The following is a 21,345-nucleotide window of genomic DNA, read 5'->3' as shown; positions in this document are numbered from 1 at the left end:
GTCATGGCGACGACCAAGAAGACGACCTATACGGGCGCGGACATCCAGGTCCTCGAGGGCCTGGAGCCGGTCCGCAAGCGCCCGGCGATGTACATCGGCGGCACCGACGGCACGGGCTATCACCACCTGCTGTGGGAGATCCTCGACAACTCGGTGGACGAGGTCATCAACGGCTATGCGTCCACCGTGGAAGTCACGCTCCACAAGGACAGCCGCACCATCACGGTGGTGGACGATGGGCGAGGCATCCCCATCGACATCATGCCCAAGTTCAAGAAGCCCGCGGTGGAGATCATCCTCACCACGCTGCACGCGGGCGGTAAGTTCGAGCAGGGCAACTACATCCACTCGGGCGGTCTGCACGGCGTGGGCAGCTCGGTGGTGAACGCCCTCTCGCGCAAGCTCGTCGTGGAGATCAAGCGCGACGGCAAGCGCCACGTGCAGACGTACAGCAAGGGCAAGCCCACCAGCCAGCTCAAGCCGGAAGGGCCCGCCCGGGGCACCGGCACGTCGACGACCTTCGAGCCGGATCCGGAGATCTTCGGCGAGAAGCTCAAGTTCGACGCGAAGCTCATCCGCGAGCGGCTCGAGGCGAAGAGCTACCTCCACAAGGGCATGACCGTCATCTGGAAGGACGAGACGGCCACCCCGCACGTGAAGGAGGAGTTCAAGCACGACGGCGGCATCGCCGAGTACCTGTCCAAGGTGGTGGGCGAGCGCGGCAAGCCGGTGGTGCCCTCGGGCAGCACGGCCATCTTCTACCACTCGCGTGACAACGGGGTGCGCCTGGAGGCCGCGCTGGTGTGGACGGAGGCCACGGACGAGCACATCCGCTCGTACGTCAACGGCATCCCCACGCCCCTGGGCGGTACGCACGAGGCGGGGCTGCGCAGCGCCGTGGTGAAGGCGGTGCGCAACTACATGGAGACGCACGAAATCACGCCCAAGGGCGTCACGCTCACCGCGGAAGACATCCGCGAGGGCGTGACGGCCATCCTCTCCACGTACGTGGTGGAGCCGCAGTTCCAGGGCCAGACGAAGGGGCGCCTCAACAACCCGGAGACCTCGGCCCAGGTGGACGGCGTCATCCGCCCCGCGCTGGAGAAGTGGCTCAACGACAACAAGTCCATCGCCGAGTCGGTGGTGGCCCGCATCACGCTGGCCGCCCGCGCCCGCGAGGCCAGCCGGGCCGCCTCCCAGGCCATCAGCCGCAAGACGGCCGTCAGCCACCGGCTCAACCTGCCGGGCAAGCTGGCGGACTGCTCCTCGACCGATCCGGCACAGAGTGAGCTGTTCCTCGTGGAAGGTGACTCCGCAGGTGGCAGCGCCAAGCAGGGCCGCGACCGGCGCACCCAGGCCGTGCTGCCGCTGCGCGGCAAGGTGCTCAACGCCGAGCAGGCATCCACCGACAAGGTGGTGGGCAACAAGGAGCTCACGGACATCGTCAGCGCCCTGGGCTGTGGCATCGGCAGTGACTTCGACATCACCAAGCTGCGCTACGGCCGCATCTTCCTGATGATGGACGCCGACAGCGACGGCAACCACATCGCCACGCTGCTGCTCACCTTCTTCTACCGGCACCTGCGCCCGCTCATCGAGCACGGCCACATCTACCTCGCCCAGCCGCCCCTCTTCCGGGTGGACATCGGCAAGGAGACGTACTGGGCGCTCGACGAGGTCCACCGGGATCGGATCATCCGCGAGAAGACCAAGGGCAACGCCAAGCCCAGCGTCATGCGCTTCAAGGGTCTGGGCGAGATGACGCCGGACGAGCTGAAGGAGACCACGCTGGATCCGAAGCTCCGCCAGAGCCTGAAGGTGACCATCGACAACCCGCTCCTCACCGATCAGGTCATCAATGACTTGATGGGCCGGGACGTCAGCGCGCGCTTCAAGTTCATCATGGAGAGCGCCAACGAGGTCGAGGACCTGGACGTGTAGGAGCCGAGGGGCCCCGGCCGGGGCATGGTGCACGGGCCCCTGGCTCGGTTAGCATCGTGCCCCGTGCGACTGAAGACCCCCCTCGCCCTTTCGCTCGCGCTGCTGCTGGGCACGGCCTCCGGTATCACCGAGGCCGCGCCCCGCCGTGGTTCGTCCGCCTCGGCCCGCAAGGCGAAGAAGAAGAAGACGCCCGCCGCCGAGCAGAGCGCCCCCGCCGGGGAGTCCACCGAGACTCCCGCCAGCGAGGAGCCCCCTCCGGCCGCGGATGCGCCCGTGGCCCCCCGGACGACGCTCGCACCGGCCCCCGCCGCTCCCGTGGAAGCCGCTCCCGCGGCTCCGGCTCCGGCGCCCGCCCTCCAGCCCGCGCCCCCCACCTGGTCGGGCAGCGTCGCGGTGCTGGCCGTCCCCTCGAAGCCGGACGCCACCCCGTCCGCCGCCCGCGTCGAGACCGACCTGCGTGCCGCGCTCGGCGCCCGGACGGAGGTGCGGCTGGTGGACCTCGCGGCCCTCTTCCCGCCTCCGCCCCCCGCGTCCCTTCAGCAGGGCGACGCCCTCTTCGATGAGGGCAAGGGCTTCTACGACAACCTGGACCCGGAGGCCGCGGCGAAGAAGTTCACCGAGGCGGCGGCCTTCTACGAGCGCTACCCGGTGGAGACGAAGCCGGAGCGGCTGGCCCGCGTCTACGTGTTCCTGGGTGCCTCGCGGCTGCTCAACGGAGACACCACCGGGGCCCAGGAAGCCTTCACCCGGGCACAGCTCGTGGCGCCCTCCCTCCAGCCCGAGTCCGAGCTCTTCGGGCAGGACGTGCACGAGGCCTTCGACGCCGCGAAGGTGGCCCTCTCCCAACAGCCGCGCGGCACGCTCACCATCGACTCGGTGCCCTCCGGTGCGCAGGTGTTGATGAAGGGCGAGAACCTCGGCACCACGCCGCTGAAGGACGTGGAGCTCGCGCCCGGCCCCCACCCCGTGGTGCTCACCCTTCCCGGTTACGTCCCCTTCGGCGTCTTCCAGCCGGTGGCGCCCTCCCAGCGCGGCGAGCTGCGCCCCACGCTGGAGCCCACCCCCGCCCTGGCCGAGGCACGGCGCCTGGCCGCCGACGTGTCCACCTCCCGCGCCCTCACGTCCGACACGCTCCCAGCCGGAGTGGCGGAGCTCGGCGAGAAGCTCGGCGCGCGCTATGTGGTGCTCGCCCGGGTGGAGCAGGATCGCCGGGGCCGCGCCGAGGCCGTGCTGTATGCCTGGGACGTGCGGCAGAAGAACCGCCTGCGCGGCGTGAAGCTCCATCCAGAGGATCCCCGTAGCCGCGAGGACGCCGTGCGTCAGGTGCATGCCTTCCTCACCGGCCAACACGTGCCCGGCCCCTCACTGCCCGTGGCGCTGCCCGCGGTGATGAAGAAGCCCTGGTTCTGGGCGGCGGTGGGCGGCGTGGCGGCGGCCACCACGGCGGGCATCCTGCTGGCATCCCAGCCCCAGAAACCCCTGGGCGCCCGGCTCGGCAACTTCGGTGCTGGTTGGTAGCGCTCCCCACGGCCCTTCCTCGAGGACCACGTCATGAAAGCCCTTGTGCTTCTGCTGCTCCCCTCCCTCGCGCTGGCGGCTCCCCCGCCTCCCAAGCCCCAGCGCATCACCTCGCTCCTCGTCCCCATGGACCCCACGGCCGAGTCGAGCGGCCCGAAGATGGAGAGCTACATGAACGAGGCCCTGGCCGAGTTCCAGGGCTACACCCTGCGCAAGCCCGAGGATCTCTTCGGCCTGCCGCAGGATGACGAGGCGCTCGTCGCGCTCAAGCGCGGCAAGCAGGGGTACGAGGAGAGCCTCGCCGCCTTCGACAAGAAGCAGTACGAGGAGGCGGAGCTGAAGATCCGCGCCACGCTGAAGGAGCTGCAGAAGGCGGCTCCGGCGATGACGGCCTCCTGCAATCCGCTGTGTGACGCCACCGCGCTCTACGCCGCGGTGATGTACCAGCGCGGTGACGTGGAGGAGACGAAGCTGGCGCTGTTGGATCTGATGGCGCTCAACCCCACCTACGAGCTGGACACCAAGCGCTACAGCCGCGACTTCATCTCGCTCCGGGTGCAGGTGGCCACGGGCGTGCACGCGGCGCTGCGCGGAGGGGCCACGGTGAAGTCCCGCCCGGCCGGGGCGCGCGTCTACATCGACAACGAGTTCAAGGGCTACACGCCGCTGACGGTGTCCACGCTGCCGGTGGGCAAGCACCTGCTGCGCCTGGAGCGCCCCGGCTTCCGCATCTACGGGCAGCTGCTCGAGGTGAGCCCGGAAGACGTGGAGGCGAGCGCCGCGCTGCAGCCCACGGACGACTACAAGGCCTATGACGCCCGGCTGGACTCGGTGGCCAGCGAGGTGATGCGCGCCAACGTGACCTCCAGCCAGGCGGTGGCCGGGCTGGGCAAGGCGCTCGGGCTGGAGCGGGGCTTCGTGGGCACGGTGCGCGACATTCCGGACAGCGGCACCACGGAGCTGGTGCTGGGCTTCTTCGACATGAAGGACGGCAAGCGGCTCGGCGTGCGGCGCGTGGTGCTGCAGGGCGACGAGTTCGGCCAGCTCAAGTCGGAGATGGCCCGGCTGGTCAATCACCTGCTGAACAATGCCGAGGGCGGCACGGAGAAGCGGGTGAAGTCCTCGGATCCACTGGAGAACAACCACGGCATGGAGGAGTGGAACCGCGAGGACCGTGGCGGCAAGCGGCGCGACCAGGAGAAGAAGGCCAAGAAAGGCGATCCGCTGGAGGGAGTGAACGGTACCGAAGATTGGTGAGTCACGGCGCTTGTACCCGGGAGCGCGGCGCCTAGAGTCGGAGGGCCATGCGTGCCCTCTCGCTGATGCTGTTGCTCCCCGGCCTCGCGCTCGCACAGACGGGGCTCATCGTCCAACCCGCCTCGCCGCCGCGCGGGGTGACGCTGCCGCCCACCTCCGCCGCGCTGGTGGACGAGGCCACCGCGCTCTCCGTCAACCCGGCGGGCCTGCGCTTCGTCGGGCCCGCGCAGCTCTTCTACCTGCACGAGCGCAACCTGGTGCGGGACCAGTTGGGTGACGGCGTCTACCTGGGCACGACGCTGGGCGGACTGGGTGCCGGCGTCAGCATGGAGTGGATGCGCGGACGCGGGCTGCCGGACTACCGCAAGACGTCCTTCGGCCTGGCGCTCGGCTCGCGGAGGCTGTCGCTGGGCGTGGGCTACCACACCCTCTCCTCGCGCGACGCCTCGCTGGACAGGCTGTCCGGCTTCGACCTGGGCCTCACGGTGCGTCCCACGCGCTTCCTCTCCGTGGCTGCGGTGGTGAAGGATGTGAACGCCCCCATGGAGGGGCCCTTCACCCTGCCCCGCCGCTACAACCTCGCCGTGGGCGTACGGCCCTTCGGCGAGCGCGTGACGTTGGGCGCGGACTACCTCGCTTCCGAGGGCGCCTGGGACGAAGGGCGCCTCACGTACACGGTGCAGGCCGCCGTCGTGCCCGGCTTCGGACTGGGCGCGGGCCTGTCGCATGGGCTCGGGGGCGACCGCACCCTGGCGCTGCAACTGGCCGCCACGCTGGACAGCTCGCGCTTCGGCCTCACCTACGCGGGTGGCGGCGCCGAGGGCGGCGGGATGGACCATGTGGTGGCGGTGCGGCTCTCCAGCCAGAAGTACCCGGCCCTGGACTTCGGCGGGGGCACGGTGGCCATGCTGGACCTGGATGACGAGCTGAGAGAGCGGGGCGGAACCCTGTCGCTGCTCGGCTTCTCCGAGCCGGACCCGTACCTGCGGCTGGCGCGGTGGATGGACGAGGCCACGAAGGATCCCCGGCTGAAGGGCGTGGTGCTGAAGGTGTCCGGCCTGCCCGGCGTGGACTGGGGCAAGGCCGAGGAGCTGCACCAGGCGGTGCTGCGGATGCGCGCGGCCGGCAAGAAGGTGCTGACGGTGCTCTACAGCGTGAATGACCTGGAGTACTTCGTGGGCTCGGCGGCGGACGAGGTGTACGCGCTGCCCTCCTCGTCCCTGCTCATCAACGGCCTGGCCGTCCACGTCGTGTCCCTGGGCGGGACGATGGAGAAGCTGGGCGTCACCTGGGACGTGGCGCGCGTGGGCGAGTACAAGACGGCCCCCGAGCAGCTCACCCGCAGCGACATGAGCCCCGCCCAGCGGGAGACCGTCGAGGCCTACCTGGACAACCAGATGGCGCATGACGTGGCGGCGGTGACGAAGGCGCGCCGCATCACCCCCGAGCGCCTCCGGGAGGCCTGGGGCGCCGGCATCCTCACCGCCACCCGGGCCAGGGATTTCGGACTGGTGGACGGGGTGCTGCTGCCCGAGGAGCTGGAGGACAAGCTGAAGAAGCTGATGCCCGGGGCCGCGTACGATCCCACCTACTCGCCGAAGGACGAGCGGGAGCGCCGCTGGACGGGGCGCCGCCGCATCGCCGTGGTGCCGGTGGTGGGCACCATCTCCGGAGGCAAGAGCCGCAAGCCGCCGTTGGTGGGGGGCGAGGCGATCGCCGGCGCGGAGACGGTGGCGCTCGCCCTGGAGCGGGCCCAGAGGGATCCGAAGGTGGCCGCCATCGTGCTGCGGGTGGACTCGGGCGGCGGGGACATCCTGGCCTCGGAGTTGATGTACCGCGCCGTGTTGGAGGCGAAGAAGCACAAGCCCGTCATCGCCTCCATGGGGGACGTGGCGGCCTCGGGCGGCTACTACGCCGCCATGGCCGCGGATGAGATCTGGGCCTCGCCCACCACCCTGACGGGGAGCATCGGCGTCTTCTACTTCAAGCCCGCGCTGCGCGGCCTGCTGGGCGACAAGCTGGGGGTGAACCAGGAGACCATCAGCCGCTCGCCCATGGCCGACGTGCTCGACTCGTGGCGGCCGTGGACGGAGGCGGAACAGAAGGCGGTGCAGGCCTGGGTGGACTCGGCCTACGACGACTTCATCACCCAGGTCTCCGTGGAGCGGAAGCTGGACAAGGCCAGGGTGGATGCCATCGCCCGGGGACGGGTGTGGGCGGGCTCCGCGGCGAAGGAGCGCGGACTGGTGGACGGGCTGGGGGGCCTGGTGGACGCGGTGGAGGCGGCGCGCAAGCGGGCCGGAGTGCCCACCGGAGAGGAGTTGGACCTGGTGGTGGAGGGCGAGGCGCACGGGCTGTTCTCCTCGCTGGGGGGAGAGCCCGGGGTGGACGCGGAGGCCCTTCCGGAGCTGAACCTGGGGCCGGTGGTGCAACCCGCCCTCCCGCCAGGGGTGCAGGCGCTCGTGCGCGAGGCGGGCCTGGACGGGGCCTGGGTGCTGGAGCCGGGACTGAAGGCCGTCCAGCCCTACACGCTGAGGGTCCGCTGACGTCTCCAGGAGGACACGGGAAGCGAAATTCTCCGGGCACCCGGCGGGTCCTCTGTTAATGTTGTGGAGCGCTTTCCGGTGGGCCATCAGGCCGCCGGGACGCTCCAGGGGCCGGCGGTTCGGTCGGCGGGTGGCTCGTGCCAGGCGCGAGCTGTCCCCAAGACCCCGCGTCGGGCTTCTGTCCCACAGACCGCCGTACCTCGTGCGCCTCCGGCCGGGGACTTCTTCCCAGGGGACGCGCCGAACTCCGTAGACCATGAGCGAAACCGACAACCGCGATCCCCGAGACCTCCCGACCCCCATGGCCGCCCGTGCCGAGTCACCCCCGGACATGGACGAAGGCGATGACGAGGGCGATGACGGCCCCGACGAGGGCGAAGGCTCGGCCCCCGGAGCGGGACAGCCCGCGGGTGGCCCGCCCGGCCAGGGTGGAGGCCGCCGCCGCCGCCGCCGCCGCCGCCGCCGGGGTGCCCAGGTGCAGTTCACCCCGGAAGGGCAGGCCTACCGCATGGTGGCCGGCCCGGACGGCCAGCAGCAGCAGGTGTTCCTCACGCCCCAGGAGCTGCAGCAGTACCAGCAGCGGATGGCGCAGCAGCAGCAGGCCCAGCAGCCGCCGCCGCCGCAAGGCCCGCCACAGCACGCGCACGCGCACCACCCGGGGGGTGGGCAGCCGAGGCAGCATCAGCCGGCGCCCCAGCCCTCGCTGGCGCCGGTGGAGGGCGTGCTCGACACCGAGGTGAAGGGCCCCAACGCCTACCTGCGGCAGCTCAAGCGCAACCTGCTACCCTCGCCGGACGACGCGGAGATTCCGAAGAACCTGGTGCAGAAGCTCCGGCTGCGTCCGGGCCAGTACCTCAACGCGCTCGCGCAGACCAAGGGCAACAAGGGTCTCATCCAGCGCGTGGAGCAGGTGGACGGCCGCCCGCTGGAGCAGGTGGGCCGGCTGCCCCACTTCGCGGACCTCACCTCCGTGGATCCAGTGGAGCGCATCAAGATGGAGAACGGCCACCGCGAGATGGTGACGCGGGTGTTGGATCTCATCGCCCCCATCGGCAAGGGCCAGCGCGCCCTCATCGTCGCGCCGCCGAAGACGGGCAAGACGATCATGCTGCAGCGGATTGCCCAGGCGGTGGTGTCCAACCACCCGGAGATCCACCTCATGGTGCTGCTCATCGACGAGCGCCCGGAAGAGGTGACGGACATGCGCCGCAGCATCAAGGCCGAGGTGCTGGCCTCGAGCTCGGACCGGCCGACGGGAGATCACCTCAAGGTGGCCGAGCTGGCGCTGGAGCGGGCGCGGCGGCTGGTGGAGAGCGGCAAGGACGTGATGATCCTCCTGGACTCCATCACGCGGCTGGCGCGCGCCTACAACAAGGAAGTGGACAACTCGGGCCGGACGCTGTCGGGCGGCGTGGACAGCCGCGCGCTGGAGCGGCCCAAGCGCATCTTCGGCGCGGCGCGCGCCACCGAGGAGGCCGGCAGCCTGACCATCGTGGGCACGGCGCTCATCGACACGGGCAGCCGCATGGACGAGGTCATCTTCGAGGAGTTCAAGGGCACCGGTAACTCCGAGGTGACGCTGGACCGGTTCCTGGCGGAGAAGCGCATCTTCCCGGCCATCAACATCGGCCAGTCCGGCACGCGCAAGGAGGAGAAGCTCTTCACCCACAAGGAGTACGAGAAGGTGAAGAAGATGCGCCAGATGCTCTTCGCGGTGAAGCCCGTGGAGGCCATGGAGGCGCTCGTCAAGCGGCTCAGCCGCTACACGTACAACGACGAGTTCCTCGAGGAGCTGTGAGCCCTACTCCCTCTCCCAAAGGGAGAGGGAGCATGCGCAACACGAGGACATCTTCGAACTTCGTGGACGCTCCATTAGGCTCGCCTCCACCATGCCCATGCAGCGTGTTGGAGACCTCGAGGTGCACTACCGGGAGCGCGGTCAGGGCGCTCCCCTGGTGCTGATTTCCGGCAACTGGACCACGAGCCTGTGGTGGCAGCCCTTCATGGAGCTGCTCCCGCCCGGGCTGCGCGCCATCGCCCCTGACCTGCGCGGACGCGGTCTCACCCGTGGGCCCGCGCTCCCGCAGAGCATCCCCACGCACGCGGCGGACCTGCACGGGCTGCTCGATGCCCTCGGACTGATGCGGGTGCACCTGATCGGCCATTCCCTCGGCAGCGCGGTGGCGATGCAGCTCGCGCTCGAGCATCCGGAGCGCGTGCACACCCTCACCGTGCTGGCCCCCGCCTGGGTGGATGGAATGCCCGCGGCGTACAACCTGCCCGCGCACCAGCTCTCCCTCCACGACAACCGCGACTACTTCGCGGCCGCCATGCGAGGCATGGCCCCGGGCGCCCCGGACGACTCCCTGTGGCAGCAGCTCCTCGACGAGGGCCACCAGCAGCACCGGGACGCCTCGCTCGCCACGATCCAGGCCCTGGTGGACTGGGCCCCCGGCAAGCGCCTCGAGGCCCTGCACGCCCTCCCCTCCCTCGTGGTGAGCGGCGAGACGGATCCCCTCTCCACCGTGGACATGGGCAAGCGCTGCGCCAGCCTCCTGGGAGCCCGTCACCACGTCATGAAGAACGTGGGGCACTCGCCCAACCTGGAGACGCCGCGAGACTTCCTCGAGCTGTGGCGCGAATTCACCGCCGAGCAGTGAGCGGCGGCACTACGCCACGCGGTCCACCAACTGCGTCACCAACGTCTGCGTCCCGGTGAGGCCCGAGGGGTCTCTCCGGGGCCGGGCCGTCTCCATGTTGGAGCCGTTCATCATCCACCAGCGCTCGGCGTCCTCCTCCGTCCACCGTCCCGCGTCCGCGCACGCATCCAGCGCCAGGCGCAGCTCCCGGGCACTGGCGTACCGGTCATCCGGGTGCTTGGACAGACAGCGCATGAGGATGTCGCACAGGTCCTTCGGCAGCTCCCGGCCGAGCCGCGCGCCCGGCGGCGTGGGCGCCGTGTGCAGGTGGTGCGAGCAGATCTCCACCGAGGTGCGGCCCTCGAAGACGTGGCTGCCGGTGAGCAGCGCGTAGCCCACCGCGCCCAGCGAGTACAGGTCCGCGCGCGCATCCACCCGCCCCGGGGTGACGATGGCCTCGGGAGCCAGGTAGAGCGGCGTGCCGACGACCATGTGCACCCGCGAGGCGGACAGGTCATCGCTGCCCACCTCCTTCACCAACCCGAAGTCGAGCACCTTCACCAGGTCCGGCATGCCGCGCCGCCGGCACAGGAACAGGTTGGCGGGCTTGATGTCGCGGTGGAGCAGCCCCAGCCCGTGCGCCTCCTCGAGCGCACCGCACACCTGGCGCAGCATGTGGATGACCCGCGCGGGAGGCTGCGGCCCGTCCACCATGAGCAACCCGTCCAGGTCCACGCCCTCCAGGTACTCCATCACGTAGTAGAAGAGCCCGTCCGCGGTGCGGCCGTAGTCGTAGATAGCGATGGTGTTGGGATGGGTGAGCTGGCTGGTGAGCTGCACCTCGCGCTCGAAGCGCTCCAGGCCGTGGCCGTCCGCGTCGTTGCGCAGCAGCTTGATGGCGGTGTGGCGGCGCAGCAGGGCGTGGCTGGCCAGGTAGACCTCGCCCATGGCCCCGGCACCCAGGCGCATGATGAGCGTGTACTGGCCCAGCTTGCGCGCCGCCTGCACCTGCTTGCGCAAGCCGTAGATGACCTGGGAGACGAGGGTGGCCATGAAGACGGCCACGCCGCTCCAGAGCACGGCATCCAGCGTGGGCACGTCCGAGCCGGAGTGCTGGCGCACCTGGGACATCACCGCCACGACGGCCCCATCCGGCAGGGCGCCGATCAACGAAATCAAGAACGCCCGGCGCACGGTGCTCGGGACGATGACGGCGTGGGAGATGAGGGCGCCGTTGGTGCCGAGCAGCAGTGACAGGGGATCCGCGTCGAAGTAGGCGTCCAGCTTGAGCAGGAAGAGCACGCCCAGCAGACCGGCGCTGTCCACCCAGGACAGGGTGCGCAGGGAGAGGGGCCCCCTGCGGCAGATCATCCAGAGGATGAGCGAGAGGAGGGAGCCGACCAGGTGGAAGGCGTAGCTGGGGTCCACCAGGGCGTGGGCCCAGGGCACGCCGACGAAGAGGATGGCCGCCCCGGTGGTGACCCCATAGAAGGCGGCGGTGAGGAAGAACAGGGCCCGGTAGAGGAGCTCCAGCCGCTCCTGAAGAAAGGCGCGTGCCTCATCGGACGCGAGCGAGGTCGCGTTGATCGAGAGGGGCGACGACAGGTGGGTCCTGGCCGGGGCGAGCTCCATCGCCCCCCGGTTGTACACCACCCGGACGGTAGGTGTGGATACCCCGTGCTCCCCGATAGGCTCTGGAAGGGGAGCGGTGACCAGGCCAGGCCCGGCGAGCGCGCAGGAGGAACCGGCATCCATCGCATGCTTGGGGTTCGTCGCGCCCGGCTTCGCCGTCTCCGGCCTGGCCACCACCCTCTCCCAGGAAAGACGCGGCGCTCGTCGAAGCCTGACAACCCGCTCTGACGCAGCATGTTAAGGTGCTGGCCCCTATGACCCATCCCCGTTCCGTCCTTCCTGAAGACAAGCGCACCCCCGCCGTGGCCGAGGCCATGAACGGCTTCCACCGCGACGTCGTGGACCAGGTCCGCGCCGCCGTGGAGAAAGATCCCGTGGTGGTGGTGGGCATGGCGCAGAACCCCTTCGTCAAGCGCGTGCGCCAGGCGCTCGAGCAGGCGCAGATCCCGTTCACGTACCTGGAGTACGGGAACTACTTCGGCATGTGGAAGCAGCGGCTCGCCATCAAGATGTGGAGTGGCTGGCCCACCTTCCCCCAGGTCTACGTGCGCGGCACGCTCATCGGTGGCTTCGACGACACGCGCAAGGCCCTGGAGGATGGCTCGCTGAAGAAGATGCTCGGCAGCTGAGCGCGGTACCCGCTGCCAGCGTTTCCGGGAGCAGGGGTCGAACCTGCATCTACGGGGTCAAAGCCCGCCGTCCTGCCATGAGACGATCCCGGAGGGAGTGCTCGCCCTCGAGGGACGCTGGGATGGGTGGAAGCTGACGCTCCCGCTCCCCTGCCCCACGACCCTGCCCTCGAGGGCATGTAGGCCCGGCGGCGGTTCACGCCCGGAGAGAGAGGCCGCGCAGGGGTTGCGTGCGCCTCCGGGCGCGAACGCAGGGGCTGCGCACACACGCGCCGGTCTTCCCTGTGAAGAAGGCATGGCGTCCCCCTTGCACTGGAGGAGGCTCACACAAGGCCTCCCGCCGCGTGGACGCAGTGGCCGCCGCGGCTCGGGCCCCCGACAGGAGCACGACCATGCGAGCCTTCCCCATGAACAACCGCCCGATGCCCTCTCCGAGCGAGCTGGAGGAGCCGCTCCCGGCGCCGGCCCTGTGCACGGTGGGCGATGTCATGAGCCGGGAGGTGATCGCCGTCAACCCGGACACCAGCCTGCAGACGGCGGCCGAGCTGATGCTGGAGCACGCCATCAGCGGGATGCCCGTGGTGGACGAGCAGGGACGGCTGCTGGGCATGGTGTCCAAGACGGACCTGGTGCGCCAGCGGCTCGGGGAGGACGAGTCCCACGTGACGCTGCCCTCCGGTCAGCACCTGGTGGATGTCACCACCGTGGAGGACGTGATGACGCGGCACGTGCTCATCGTGCCGGAGAAGGCGTCGCTCACCGAGGCCGCGCAGATCATGGTCAACGCGGGCGTGCACCGGGTGCCGGTGGTGAGCACCCGGGGCGTGCTGGCGGGGTTGGTGACCACCTCGGACATCGTGCGCTGGGTGGCGGGGCTGCCGTAGAGGGCGAGCCCCACCCGGGGCCGGCGCCTACTGCACGTCCTGCAGGCTCCGGCCCTGGATCCACCCGTCGTGGTACACCACGCCCACCGGGACGATGGTGCTGTTCCGGTAGAGGCCCACCTTCAGGTAGTTGGTCTGCCCCGAGTACAGGGTGGCCGCGGAGCGCTTGGGCAGGACGAGCTGGCCATTGCGGTACAGCTCGACGAAGCCCACGCTCGGGTTGGACGACCACTTCACGTGGAAGATGAAGTCCTGCCACTGCCCGCGCACCAGCGGCGTGCTCCACACCACGGTGCTGCCGTTGACGCGCAGGGAGATGGTCTCCCCGTTGACGTAGAACTCCACCGGCGGCGAGCCGTTGTTACCGCTGTGGTGCCACTGGGTGAAGAGCTGCCAGGTGTTCGCGCTGGGGTAGTCCGAGGCGAACATCGTGCTCCAGCGGTAGAAGTACTCGTCGCCCTCCTTCTCGTTCGTCATCTTCACCAGCTCGTTGCGGTTGCCGCTGGCGCTGATGGGGTTGTCACCCTGGCGGACGGTGACCTTGATGGCGTAGCTGCCCTGCCGCACCGGCGAGGGCAACACCTGCAGCCGGTCCGAGCTGACCATCTGCGTGCTGCTCCACTGGGAGCGATCACCCGTCTCGAAGTCACCGCGCCACACCACGCCGGAGCCGGTGCCGGACGTGGACGTTCCACATACGCGGGCCTCGGCGATGCTGGCCCAGTCGTTCAGCGTGTTGCCGTCGACGTAGATGCGCACGCGGCGCGTGGTGCGCTGAGCGAAGGAGTAGGTCTCCGCCGCCGTCGTCGTGCCGCTGCTCTTGCCGGTGTAGACGGACGTGTAGTTCATCCCATCCGAGGACACGGACACGCGGAAGTTGCTGGCGCGCATGTTGCCCTGGTGCCACGCGACGGACACGCCCGAGACGGCCTTGTCGGAGCCCAGGTCGTAGTCGATCCACGAGCCCTTGCCGAGGTTGCTCCAGCGCGTGTCGAGCCGGTCGTCCTTCGTATTGCCCGGCACGTTGCCGTCATTGCCGGAGGCAATCACCGAGGCCGTGGAGAGGGGCACGCAGTTGGGCGTGGTCAGCGCGTCCGAAGTGACTCCCAGTGTCTCGGAGGGTTCGCCGAGGTTCAGGTCATCGGCGTTTCCGCAGCCAACACCCGCGAGGGCGATCAGGGCTTCAACCATCAGGAGGGTCTTCTTCATGTAGGGGCTCTCCAGTGAGCTCGAGACAGACAGGGGTGGAACCGGGCCACACGTGGTGGCCGGTGGACGACGGACCAGAGGTGTTTTCGAGACGCGGCTCTCCCGTTGCGCCAGATCAGGGGCCAGCCCTGATCAACGAGAGGAATTGCACGCGGGTGTGAGGCTTTGACTCCTTGTCAAAGGCACACGAAGCATCCCCCAACCTTGTCTTCCAATCAACACGCCGCGTCGATGCCCGCGCGGTGAGCAGGCGGACAGACGCCGGGCGAAAGACAGTGGGGAATAGGAAATCCGTTGCTAATCACAGACAGCTTTGCCAAGCGCGGCGTCCACGTGACAGCCCGAGCGGCCCAGCTTCGCGCAGTCCACGGCCTGCACCCAACCGAGGTTCTCGTCACAGTAGACGCGCAGGGAGCCCTCGCAGCGGTCCACGAAGGAGGCATCGCACGAGCGGGCCGGGGCGAACACGCACTGCACGGAGTCCTCGTCCAACTGCACGCAGGCGTTATTGGGGGCCGCCGCCCGCCGAATCCCGCTTGCCCGTGCGGCTCTCCACGCACAGGGGAGCGGGCTCCAGGCAGGGATACACCACGGGTTCACCCGCGCCCACGAGTTGATCGATTCCCACATGGCAATCCATGACGACGTTGCCCTCGCAATGGGGCTCGAAGTCGCACTCGACCCGGCAGCCGCCGAGGCCAGGCACACAGAGGGCAAGGGCCAGGAGCAAGGCCCGGCGGATACGGATGGACATGGAACACATGTGGGACTCCCGTCGAGACGTGCAGCCTATCCCGGATCGAGCAGCTCCCGGAGACGCGACGCCACCACACAGACCGCGGCGCGCTCCCAGGCCTCGGACTGGATGACCCACCACATCGGCCGGCGCGCCACCGGGGTCGGCTTCACCGACATCATCAGGCGGCCTGAGCACGGCCCCTCCCGGGAGCCCGCCGGAGTGCACGGAGCACCCCGGCGGGACACAACGGCTCAGAATGGCTCAGGGCGAGAACTTCGCCGAGAACACCGACGCGTAGTGGTACTCCGGCCCGTACTGGAACGGCTTGTCCAGACTGGTTCCCGGGATGGAGTAGGCGTACAGGATGACGAAGTACGTCTTGCCCACCACCAGGTTCGGCAGACGGAGCTGGGTGTCCGACGTGGTGTAGTAGCCCAGGAGCGTCCGGGCCGTGCCTCCCGTGGACGTCGCGTAGATCTCATACAGCCGCGCCTGGTAGCGCGTCGCGAAACCGAGGGTGGGCGCGGTCCAGGTCAGCGTCGGGCTCGTGCCCACGGACGGGACGGTGGGGCCGCCACCCGAGGCCGGAGCACCGTTGACGCGCAGGTCGCGAGGCGGGCCCACCATGGGAATGAGGGGCTGCGTCGAGCCCGTCCACACCGGCGACTGGGCGAAGACCGCCGTCGAGTACCAGACCGTCCGCGACGTTCCACCATCCGCCAGGGTGGCCGAGAAGGGCGCGGAGACGCTCGCCTGGGCCATGACGATCTTCGGCCAGTAGCCCGGGTAGGGATTGCCGTACTCGAATGCCACGGGGAAGTTGCCCTGCCCGGGATTCTCGTTGGTGGCGTTGGCGAGATCCGGGTAGCCATCGTACTGCCCGAGCTCGCGGTAGGACGGCAGGGTCCCCAGGTTCACGCCCTCCTGCACCAGCGTGGCCCCGGGATGGGCGGCGAGTGCCAGGGTCTCGAACTCCGACGCGCGGAAGTCGAAGGTCTGCGTCGTGGTGGGCAGGGGCAGCAGCGTGCCCTTCACCATCAACGTCCCCGGGCTGGCCGTCCCGGCATCCATCGTTCCGCCATCGCCCGTCCCGCCATCCGTCGAGCCCGACAGGTCATGGGCCTGGAAGCCCTTGCGCAGCTCGGTGAGGAGGAGGCCCGTGGGCAGCGTGGAGGAGTCCACGCGGCTCACGTGCTGGGTGACCTGGAAGAAGTCTCCCCGGAAGGGCTCGAACCGGGCGGGCACCGTCGCGCAGCCCCGCATGCCGTTGCCGTAGTCCATGGAGCCCGTGAGGGTCGTCATGCCGTCCGCCGGAATGGGGAAGCCGGTGGCACAGGAGGTCGAGACGTAGCCGATGCCCGGGCCCGTCGCGTGCAACTGCAGATCATCCGTGGACTGCCAGGGCGTGAGCCCGTCGAGCTGGAAGGAGAGCCAGGTGCCCGCGGGCTCCTGCTCCACGTCGGGGCGGCCGAGGCTGCCGGCGCTCAGGTCCACGAACCGGCTGGACGTCCAGATAGAGGTGGAGCCGAACCGGAGGTAGTAGGGCGTCCGCTCCACGCCGGGAATGGTGAAGGTGCCGTCGGTCCGTCCAACGCCGGGCACGTACACGAAGCCCGAGCCATCCACGGTGGGCACATAGGCGCCGATGGTGGTGGTGCGCAGGTCGGCCGGGGTCGAGATGAGCGGACCGTCACCCGGAACGTTGTAGATGTTGCGGATGCCGGTCACCGCCGCCGCGCACGACGCGCCCGGCACCGGGACCACGGTGAACACGTAGGACCGCGAGGCCCCATCCACGTCCGAGAACGTGACGCTGATGGACGCCGGTGTGTCGAAGCACGCCGGCGCCACCCAGTTCACCTGGCTGGAGGTGCTGGTCCAGGCCGTGGTCCGGATCTCCCCGGCGGACGCGGACCAGGAGAAGCTCACGGACGAGCCATCGGGGTCATGGGCATTGATGCCCAGGCTCACGAGCTCGCCACCCGCGGCGGAAGAGAGGCTCTGCCAGGTGCTGTCGATCCGGGGCAGCACGTTGGCACGGGGGGTGGTCCCCGCCTGGAGGGCGAGGGTGCCCGAGTGCACGCCGCCGTTCGGATCCGAGACCGTCACCTGGAAGGTGCAACGCCCCGTGACGGGCATCACCCGCAGGGAAAACGAGGGCGAGGCGGCCGCCGCGTTGTCGAACGTCCCCAGGCAGTCGGTGAACCAGGAGTACGACAGGGCGTCCCCGTCCGCGTCCACGACCGTGGCGGACAACAGCGTCGGCGTGCCTGAGTTCAGGACGGCCGGCGTGCCCTGCATGGCACGCACCTCGGGCCAGGTGTTGAAGCCCACCGTCACGTCGACGGTCCCCGAGGCCCCGTCGCTCATCACGTACACGTCGAAGCTGACCGAGGTGCTCGTCCCCCGGGCATCCGTCACCGCCAGGCGCAGACGCTGCGTGCCCTCGGTGGTGGGCGCCGTCCAGGTGGTCGACTCGGACGTGGGAGCGCTGAAGGCGCCAGCGGCCCCCGTCCAGGAGAAGCTCAGCACATCCCCGTTGGGGTCGAACGCCGTGGCCGACAGGGAGATGGAGCCGCCCGGATTCACCGTGTTGGAGGACAGCACGAGGGAGGAGATCCGCGGCGCCTCGTTGTAGAAGGGCGGCGGCGTCCCCACCTGCTGCAGCAGCAGGTACGCACTCACCGTGGCCCCCGGGCTGACGGAGAGGGCGGACGAGCTTCCCTGGAAGAGCACCACCCCCGACGCATCGGACGCGGAGGCGTCGATGACGCGCTCGGGTCCCGCGGGGATGTTGGCCACGGTGCCCTGCCACGTGCTCCCCACCTGGACGAGCTCGGCCGGGAGGGGTGACGAAATGCCCGGGCCCCGCACCTCGACGCGCACGCGCTTCACGTCCGCCGCCGAGAGCGCCTGGGGCAGCGTGACGCGAACCTCCGCGCTCCCCGCCTCCGGCGCCTGCGTCGTACAACCCACGGAGATGGTGACCCACAGCAGCGCGGCCACCCACGCGGCCACGCTCCTGCTCCCATTCCAAGATGTCATGGTGTTTCTCTCCCTCGAGTCTGGAACCGCTCTACAGGGCTTGAGGATAGGCGCCAACCGGGGTCATCGGCGCGCCAGGAAGCCCGTCCCGTCGAGGGAGTGGAATTCCCTTACGCCGTGGCGCGCGAGGCCACCTGGGCCTCGGCGATGCGCAGGCACTCCCCCAGGAAGTGGATGTACGCCGTCATCGCCTTGGCGCCGGTCTCCGCGTAGATGCGGCCCTGCTCGGGCGAGCGGGTGATGGCCTCCTCCAGCATCTTCTCGTTGAGCAGGGTATGGCCCACGTCCACGGCCACGTGCTCGTTGAGGAAGGTGAGCTTGTCGGCGATCTCCTTGCCCAGCACCGTCTCCACCTGCTTCACCAGGCGCGGACCGAAGTACACCGCCAGGAAGCCCACCTCGCGCTCGATGGCGATCTGCCCCACCGGGTACGGCCCCTCGATGGTCTCGTCATGGAGCTGGCGGTACTCGCGCATGGAGCCGGTGGGCGCCTGCGCGACCAGCTCCTCCATGGACAGCCGGGGCGAGTACCGCGCGTTCCAGTGCTCCACCAGCACGCGGGCGTCCTCGAGCGTCATCAGGTGATGGCCCGTCTCGCTCTTGGCGTGGGTGATGAGCTGATTGCCGAGCTTCTCCATGCCCAGCTCGATGCAGCGCTGGCCCGTGCGGCGGATCCACCCGTCCACCGGCTCGGTCATGTACACCGCGCGCGCCATCCACTCGATGAGGAAGCGCTCCAGCACGGCCGGCGGGATGGACGGATCCAACAGGCGGCACAGGGCCGGGTCCGTGTCCAGAAGGGTGCGGGCGGGGACGGCGTGGGGCTCGTACTGCATCTTCAGCAAATCCATGAGGAGACTCCTTCGGAACCGGGACGGAACTAGGACTCGAGATGAGGGGTGGAGCGGGCACGGCCAACGGACTGCTCGCTGACGTGCTCGAGGAACTCGGGGACCCGCGAGGCGGGGATGATCCACAGGACGGGCTGCGTCGAGGGATCGTCATGCAGGCGGGCCGCCTGCGCGTAGGCCCCATCGTCCTCGCACAGGAAGACGAAGGAGCTGCGCCCGTGGAGCGCGAACCAGCGGCGCGCCTCGTCCAGCAGCGCCACGTAGGCGCTCCGCTTCCCCTCGGGGACCAGCGGGAAGAGGCGCGCGGAGTCGAGCAGCCGGAAGAGGTTCGTCCCGGGGTGACCCAGCTCCACCACCAGCGCGGCCAGGGGCACCCCCTGACGGCGCGCCACGAAGATGCGCCGCTCGCGCTCCAACCCCACGCCCTGCCAGGCACGCGAGGTGCCCCACAGCTCCAGGCGATCCCGGGTGAAGTCCAGCGCCTCCACGTAGCAGGCCGGACGCGTGCGGGCGATCTCCCCCGCCAGCAGGTACTTCTCCCCGATGGACGCGGGCCCGATGTCCAGGTCCCCCACGGGCTGGCCGCTCATCTCGGCGCACTCCACGTCCATCATCCGCAGCGGCATCACCAGGCTCTGCCCGCCGCCCTGCGTGCGCTGGGCGAACCGCACGTGCGTCCGGTAGACCCAGGGCACCGTGGACTCGGCGTAGCTGATGGCCCAGCGGAACTCCGGATCCCCCTGGGAGTGCTCCAGCGTGCGCAGGTAGATGTCCCGGAGGATCTGCCCCGGCACCTCGGGCGCGTTGGACGGCTTGCCGGGCCGCCGCCCCAGCTGGTGCACCATCCAGGAGTGACGGTAGGCCTTGAGCGAGGACAGCGACGCCTCCACGCCCCGCTCCGACGGCCACACCGTCTGGCAGAAGAGGTGCGGAAGCTGCGCCGAGCGCTTGCCCAGGTCCACGAAGCTCCGGCGCAGCTCGTCGAAGTGCCCGGCGGACTTGCCCGCCAGGTTGAAGTAGCCCGAGTCCTCGAACAGCTCCCACAGCGGCTCGAGGTACTCCTCGCTGGTGCGCGTGGAGGGGCACAGCGACTGCGAGACGAAGTGCGACCACAGCACCATGTCCTGCTCCGTCCGCGGACGGACCTCCAGACCCGCCATCCGCCGCCCATCGCTCCGGGCGGCCGACACGTGCCGCACCTCGCCATGGAGGGAGAGGCACTCCCCATCGGCCATCCGCAGCTCCAGCCGCAGGAAGAGCCCGGGGAAGACCAGGTCCTCGGGGCCCACGTGCAGCCCCAGTCCCGTGAAGGAGAGATCCACCACCTCGCGCTCGCGCCGGCCCAGCTCCTTCCACAGCGGATGATCGAAACGGGCCTTCAGCCCCTCGGGAGCGCGCACGCGGCGATGGGCGCGGTGACGCACCCGCCACAGCCGCTCGGGCAGCCGCGACACCAGCGTGTCCCCCTGCGCGGTGGTGCCCTCCAGGCGCATCCGGTAGGCCGAGTTGTAGCCCACCACCTCGAGCTCATAGGGCGCCTCGCCCCAGCCCGCCCCCGGCTCGGTGCACCGCCAGTGCAACAGGCCGCGCTCCGCGTCCAGCCGCTCCAGCATCACCCGCACCGTCCGGCCCGGCCGGCGCAGCACGCCCTTGTTGTTCATCGCGGAGATGGCCGTGAGCACGGACTCGATGCGCTCGAGCCCGGCGATCTCCTCCTGCACGGGCAGCGGCGAGGCCTCGGGCTGGGCGTTGCCATTGAGCACCGCCTCCTCCAGCACGCTCAGGATCTGCCGGCCCTGCTCCGCGGAGATGCCCACCAGCTGGATGCCCACCGCGGAGCCCCGCGCCCCCGCTCCGCTCCACCGGGGCTCGCCCGTCAGCGGACCGATGGCCGTGCCGCCCACGTCCAGACACACGCGCACCGTCCGCTCATGGGCCAGCGTCTCCACCGCGTTCGCCGGCTCCGCCCACACCGCCGTGGGGCTCAGCTGCGTGGCCCGGCCCAGCACCACGCCCTGCTCGGGCAGCACCACCTGGATGCCCCCCGGACCATGGAGCGAGTAACCCGAGTACGGACCCGTGACCGAGCCCGCGCGCGAATGACCCATCAGTTGTTCCGTGAGCGAATGCATGGATTTCCCCTTGGCTCCCAATCCCTTGCACCGTGAGAGGAAACATACACGGCCGCGCCTCGTCAAGTTCCCTAATGGAAGCCATTGACTTTCGCGGCGAAATCCGTAGCAACGCGACTCGGACGCAACTCCGGAATGGCCCTGCGCGCCCTCCGCGTGGCAGAGTGATTTCAATTCCTTGCGCGCGAGCCGGCAAGCGCCTCGTTTGGAATTGAAGCTCTCCCCGGGCTTCCCAAACTGTCGGCTTCCGGTGCCGGACACACGTGCACGCGCCGCGTCCCGCGCGGGTCCAATCCCTGTCTTTTGGGAAAGGTCTGGGAAAA

At 69.7% G+C, this 21,345-nt stretch carries 15 protein-coding genes and 1 tRNA gene; 8 read left to right on the top strand and 8 right to left on the bottom strand.

Annotated elements, in window-relative coordinates:
• The first annotated feature begins 3 nt into the window (after positions 1–3).
• The 6 genes from VFZ09_RS19555 (at position 4) to VFZ09_RS19530 (ending at position 9,922) form a co-directional block, all read left to right on the top strand.
• Entirely contained in the window at positions 4–1,941 is a 1,938-nt protein-coding gene (locus VFZ09_RS19555) for a DNA topoisomerase IV subunit B (protein ID WP_329729124.1), read from the top strand.
• 63 nt (positions 1,942–2,004) lie between these two features.
• Positions 2,005–3,459, top strand: a complete 1,455-nt coding sequence (locus VFZ09_RS19550) for a PEGA domain-containing protein (protein WP_329729123.1) — start codon at positions 2,005–2,007, stop codon at positions 3,457–3,459.
• A gap of 33 nt (positions 3,460–3,492) precedes the next feature.
• Complete coding sequence (locus tag VFZ09_RS19545) at positions 3,493–4,716, top strand: PEGA domain-containing protein (RefSeq protein WP_329729122.1); 1,224 nt, start codon at positions 3,493–3,495, stop codon at positions 4,714–4,716.
• A gap of 47 nt (positions 4,717–4,763) precedes the next feature.
• On the top strand, positions 4,764–7,262 hold the full coding sequence (gene sppA / locus VFZ09_RS19540; protein WP_329729121.1) for a signal peptide peptidase SppA: 2,499 nt from the start codon (positions 4,764–4,766) through the stop codon (positions 7,260–7,262).
• Positions 7,263–7,518: 256 nt separating this feature from the next.
• Positions 7,519–9,060, top strand: coding sequence for a transcription termination factor Rho (gene rho / locus VFZ09_RS19535; RefSeq protein ID WP_329729120.1), 1,542 nt, complete (start codon positions 7,519–7,521; stop codon positions 9,058–9,060).
• A gap of 91 nt (positions 9,061–9,151) precedes the next feature.
• Complete coding sequence (locus VFZ09_RS19530; protein WP_329729119.1) at positions 9,152–9,922, top strand: alpha/beta hydrolase; 771 nt, start codon at positions 9,152–9,154, stop codon at positions 9,920–9,922.
• A 9-nt stretch (positions 9,923–9,931) separates the two neighbouring features.
• On the opposite strand, the gene VFZ09_RS19525 is transcribed toward VFZ09_RS19530, so the two are convergent.
• Positions 9,932–11,707, bottom strand: coding sequence for a serine/threonine-protein kinase (locus VFZ09_RS19525; RefSeq protein WP_329729118.1), 1,776 nt, complete (start codon positions 11,705–11,707; stop codon positions 9,932–9,934).
• Positions 11,708–11,787: 80 nt separating this feature from the next.
• On the opposite strand from VFZ09_RS19525, the gene VFZ09_RS19520 reads away from it, so the two are divergent.
• Positions 11,788–12,162 carry a glutaredoxin domain-containing protein gene (locus VFZ09_RS19520; RefSeq protein WP_329729117.1) on the top strand — a complete coding sequence of 125 codons (375 nt, stop codon included), beginning with the start codon at positions 11,788–11,790 and terminating at the stop codon, positions 12,160–12,162.
• A gap of 22 nt (positions 12,163–12,184) precedes the next feature.
• Here VFZ09_RS19520 and VFZ09_RS19515 read toward each other — a convergent pair.
• Positions 12,185–12,255, bottom strand: a tRNA-Gln gene (locus VFZ09_RS19515).
• Between the two features lie 299 nt (positions 12,256–12,554).
• Between VFZ09_RS19515 and VFZ09_RS19510 the strand changes: the two genes are divergently transcribed.
• Positions 12,555–13,046, top strand: a complete 492-nt coding sequence (locus tag VFZ09_RS19510; RefSeq protein ID WP_329729116.1) for a CBS domain-containing protein — start codon at positions 12,555–12,557, stop codon at positions 13,044–13,046.
• A gap of 27 nt (positions 13,047–13,073) precedes the next feature.
• Here the strand turns inward: VFZ09_RS19510 and VFZ09_RS19505 are convergent, their stop codons facing one another.
• The 6 genes from VFZ09_RS19505 to VFZ09_RS19480 form a co-directional block, all read right to left on the bottom strand.
• Positions 13,074–14,255, bottom strand: a complete 1,182-nt coding sequence (locus VFZ09_RS19505) for a heparin lyase I family protein (RefSeq protein ID WP_329729115.1) — start codon at positions 14,253–14,255, stop codon at positions 13,074–13,076.
• Between the two features lie 297 nt (positions 14,256–14,552).
• Positions 14,553–14,732, bottom strand: coding sequence for a hypothetical protein (locus tag VFZ09_RS19500; RefSeq protein ID WP_329729114.1), 180 nt, complete (start codon positions 14,730–14,732; stop codon positions 14,553–14,555).
• Between the two features lie 28 nt (positions 14,733–14,760).
• Positions 14,761–15,009 (bottom strand): hypothetical protein, encoded by a 249-nt coding sequence (locus VFZ09_RS19495; protein ID WP_329729113.1) that lies wholly within the window; start codon positions 15,007–15,009, stop codon positions 14,761–14,763.
• Positions 15,010–15,255: 246 nt separating this feature from the next.
• The gene (locus VFZ09_RS19490; RefSeq protein WP_329729112.1) at positions 15,256–18,039 is read right to left on the bottom strand and encodes a hypothetical protein; all 2,784 of its coding nucleotides are present in this window, start codon (positions 18,037–18,039) and stop codon (positions 15,256–15,258) included.
• Positions 18,040–18,149: 110 nt separating this feature from the next.
• Positions 18,150–18,890, bottom strand: a complete 741-nt coding sequence (locus VFZ09_RS19485; RefSeq protein WP_329729111.1) for a hypothetical protein — start codon at positions 18,888–18,890, stop codon at positions 18,150–18,152.
• A gap of 29 nt (positions 18,891–18,919) precedes the next feature.
• Positions 18,920–21,022 (bottom strand): hypothetical protein, encoded by a 2,103-nt coding sequence (locus VFZ09_RS19480; protein ID WP_329729110.1) that lies wholly within the window; start codon positions 21,020–21,022, stop codon positions 18,920–18,922.
• Positions 21,023–21,345: the final 323 nt, after the last annotated feature.

The organism is Archangium sp. (assembly GCF_036277355.1).
Classification (GTDB): Bacteria; Myxococcota; Myxococcia; order Myxococcales; family Myxococcaceae; genus Archangium.
This window is presented reverse-complemented; position numbering and strand designations above follow the sequence as displayed.

Bases quoted from the DNA above. Each gene is read 5' to 3' on its own strand.
- VFZ09_RS19555 (WP_329729124.1), top strand. From the start codon at position 4: ATGGCGACGACCAAGAAGACGACCTATACGGGCGCGGACATCCAGGTC.
- VFZ09_RS19545 (WP_329729122.1), top strand. From the start codon at position 3,493: ATGAAAGCCCTTGTGCTTCTGCTGCTCCCCTCCCTCGCGCTGGCGGCT.
- sppA (WP_329729121.1), top strand. From the start codon at position 4,764: ATGCGTGCCCTCTCGCTGATGCTGTTGCTCCCCGGCCTCGCGCTCGCA.
- rho (WP_329729120.1), top strand. From the start codon at position 7,519: ATGAGCGAAACCGACAACCGCGATCCCCGAGACCTCCCGACCCCCATG.
- VFZ09_RS19530 (WP_329729119.1), top strand. From the start codon at position 9,152: ATGCCCATGCAGCGTGTTGGAGACCTCGAGGTGCACTACCGGGAGCGC.
- VFZ09_RS19520 (WP_329729117.1), top strand. From the start codon at position 11,788: ATGACCCATCCCCGTTCCGTCCTTCCTGAAGACAAGCGCACCCCCGCC.
- VFZ09_RS19510 (WP_329729116.1), top strand. From the start codon at position 12,555: ATGCGAGCCTTCCCCATGAACAACCGCCCGATGCCCTCTCCGAGCGAG.
- VFZ09_RS19505 (WP_329729115.1), bottom strand. From the start codon at position 14,255: ATGAAGAAGACCCTCCTGATGGTTGAAGCCCTGATCGCCCTCGCGGGT.
- VFZ09_RS19495 (WP_329729113.1), bottom strand. From the start codon at position 15,009: ATGTCCATCCGTATCCGCCGGGCCTTGCTCCTGGCCCTTGCCCTCTGT.
- VFZ09_RS19490 (WP_329729112.1), bottom strand. From the start codon at position 18,039: ATGACATCTTGGAATGGGAGCAGGAGCGTGGCCGCGTGGGTGGCCGCG.
- VFZ09_RS19485 (WP_329729111.1), bottom strand. From the start codon at position 18,890: ATGGATTTGCTGAAGATGCAGTACGAGCCCCACGCCGTCCCCGCCCGC.
- VFZ09_RS19480 (WP_329729110.1), bottom strand. From the start codon at position 21,022: ATGCATTCGCTCACGGAACAACTGATGGGTCATTCGCGCGCGGGCTCG.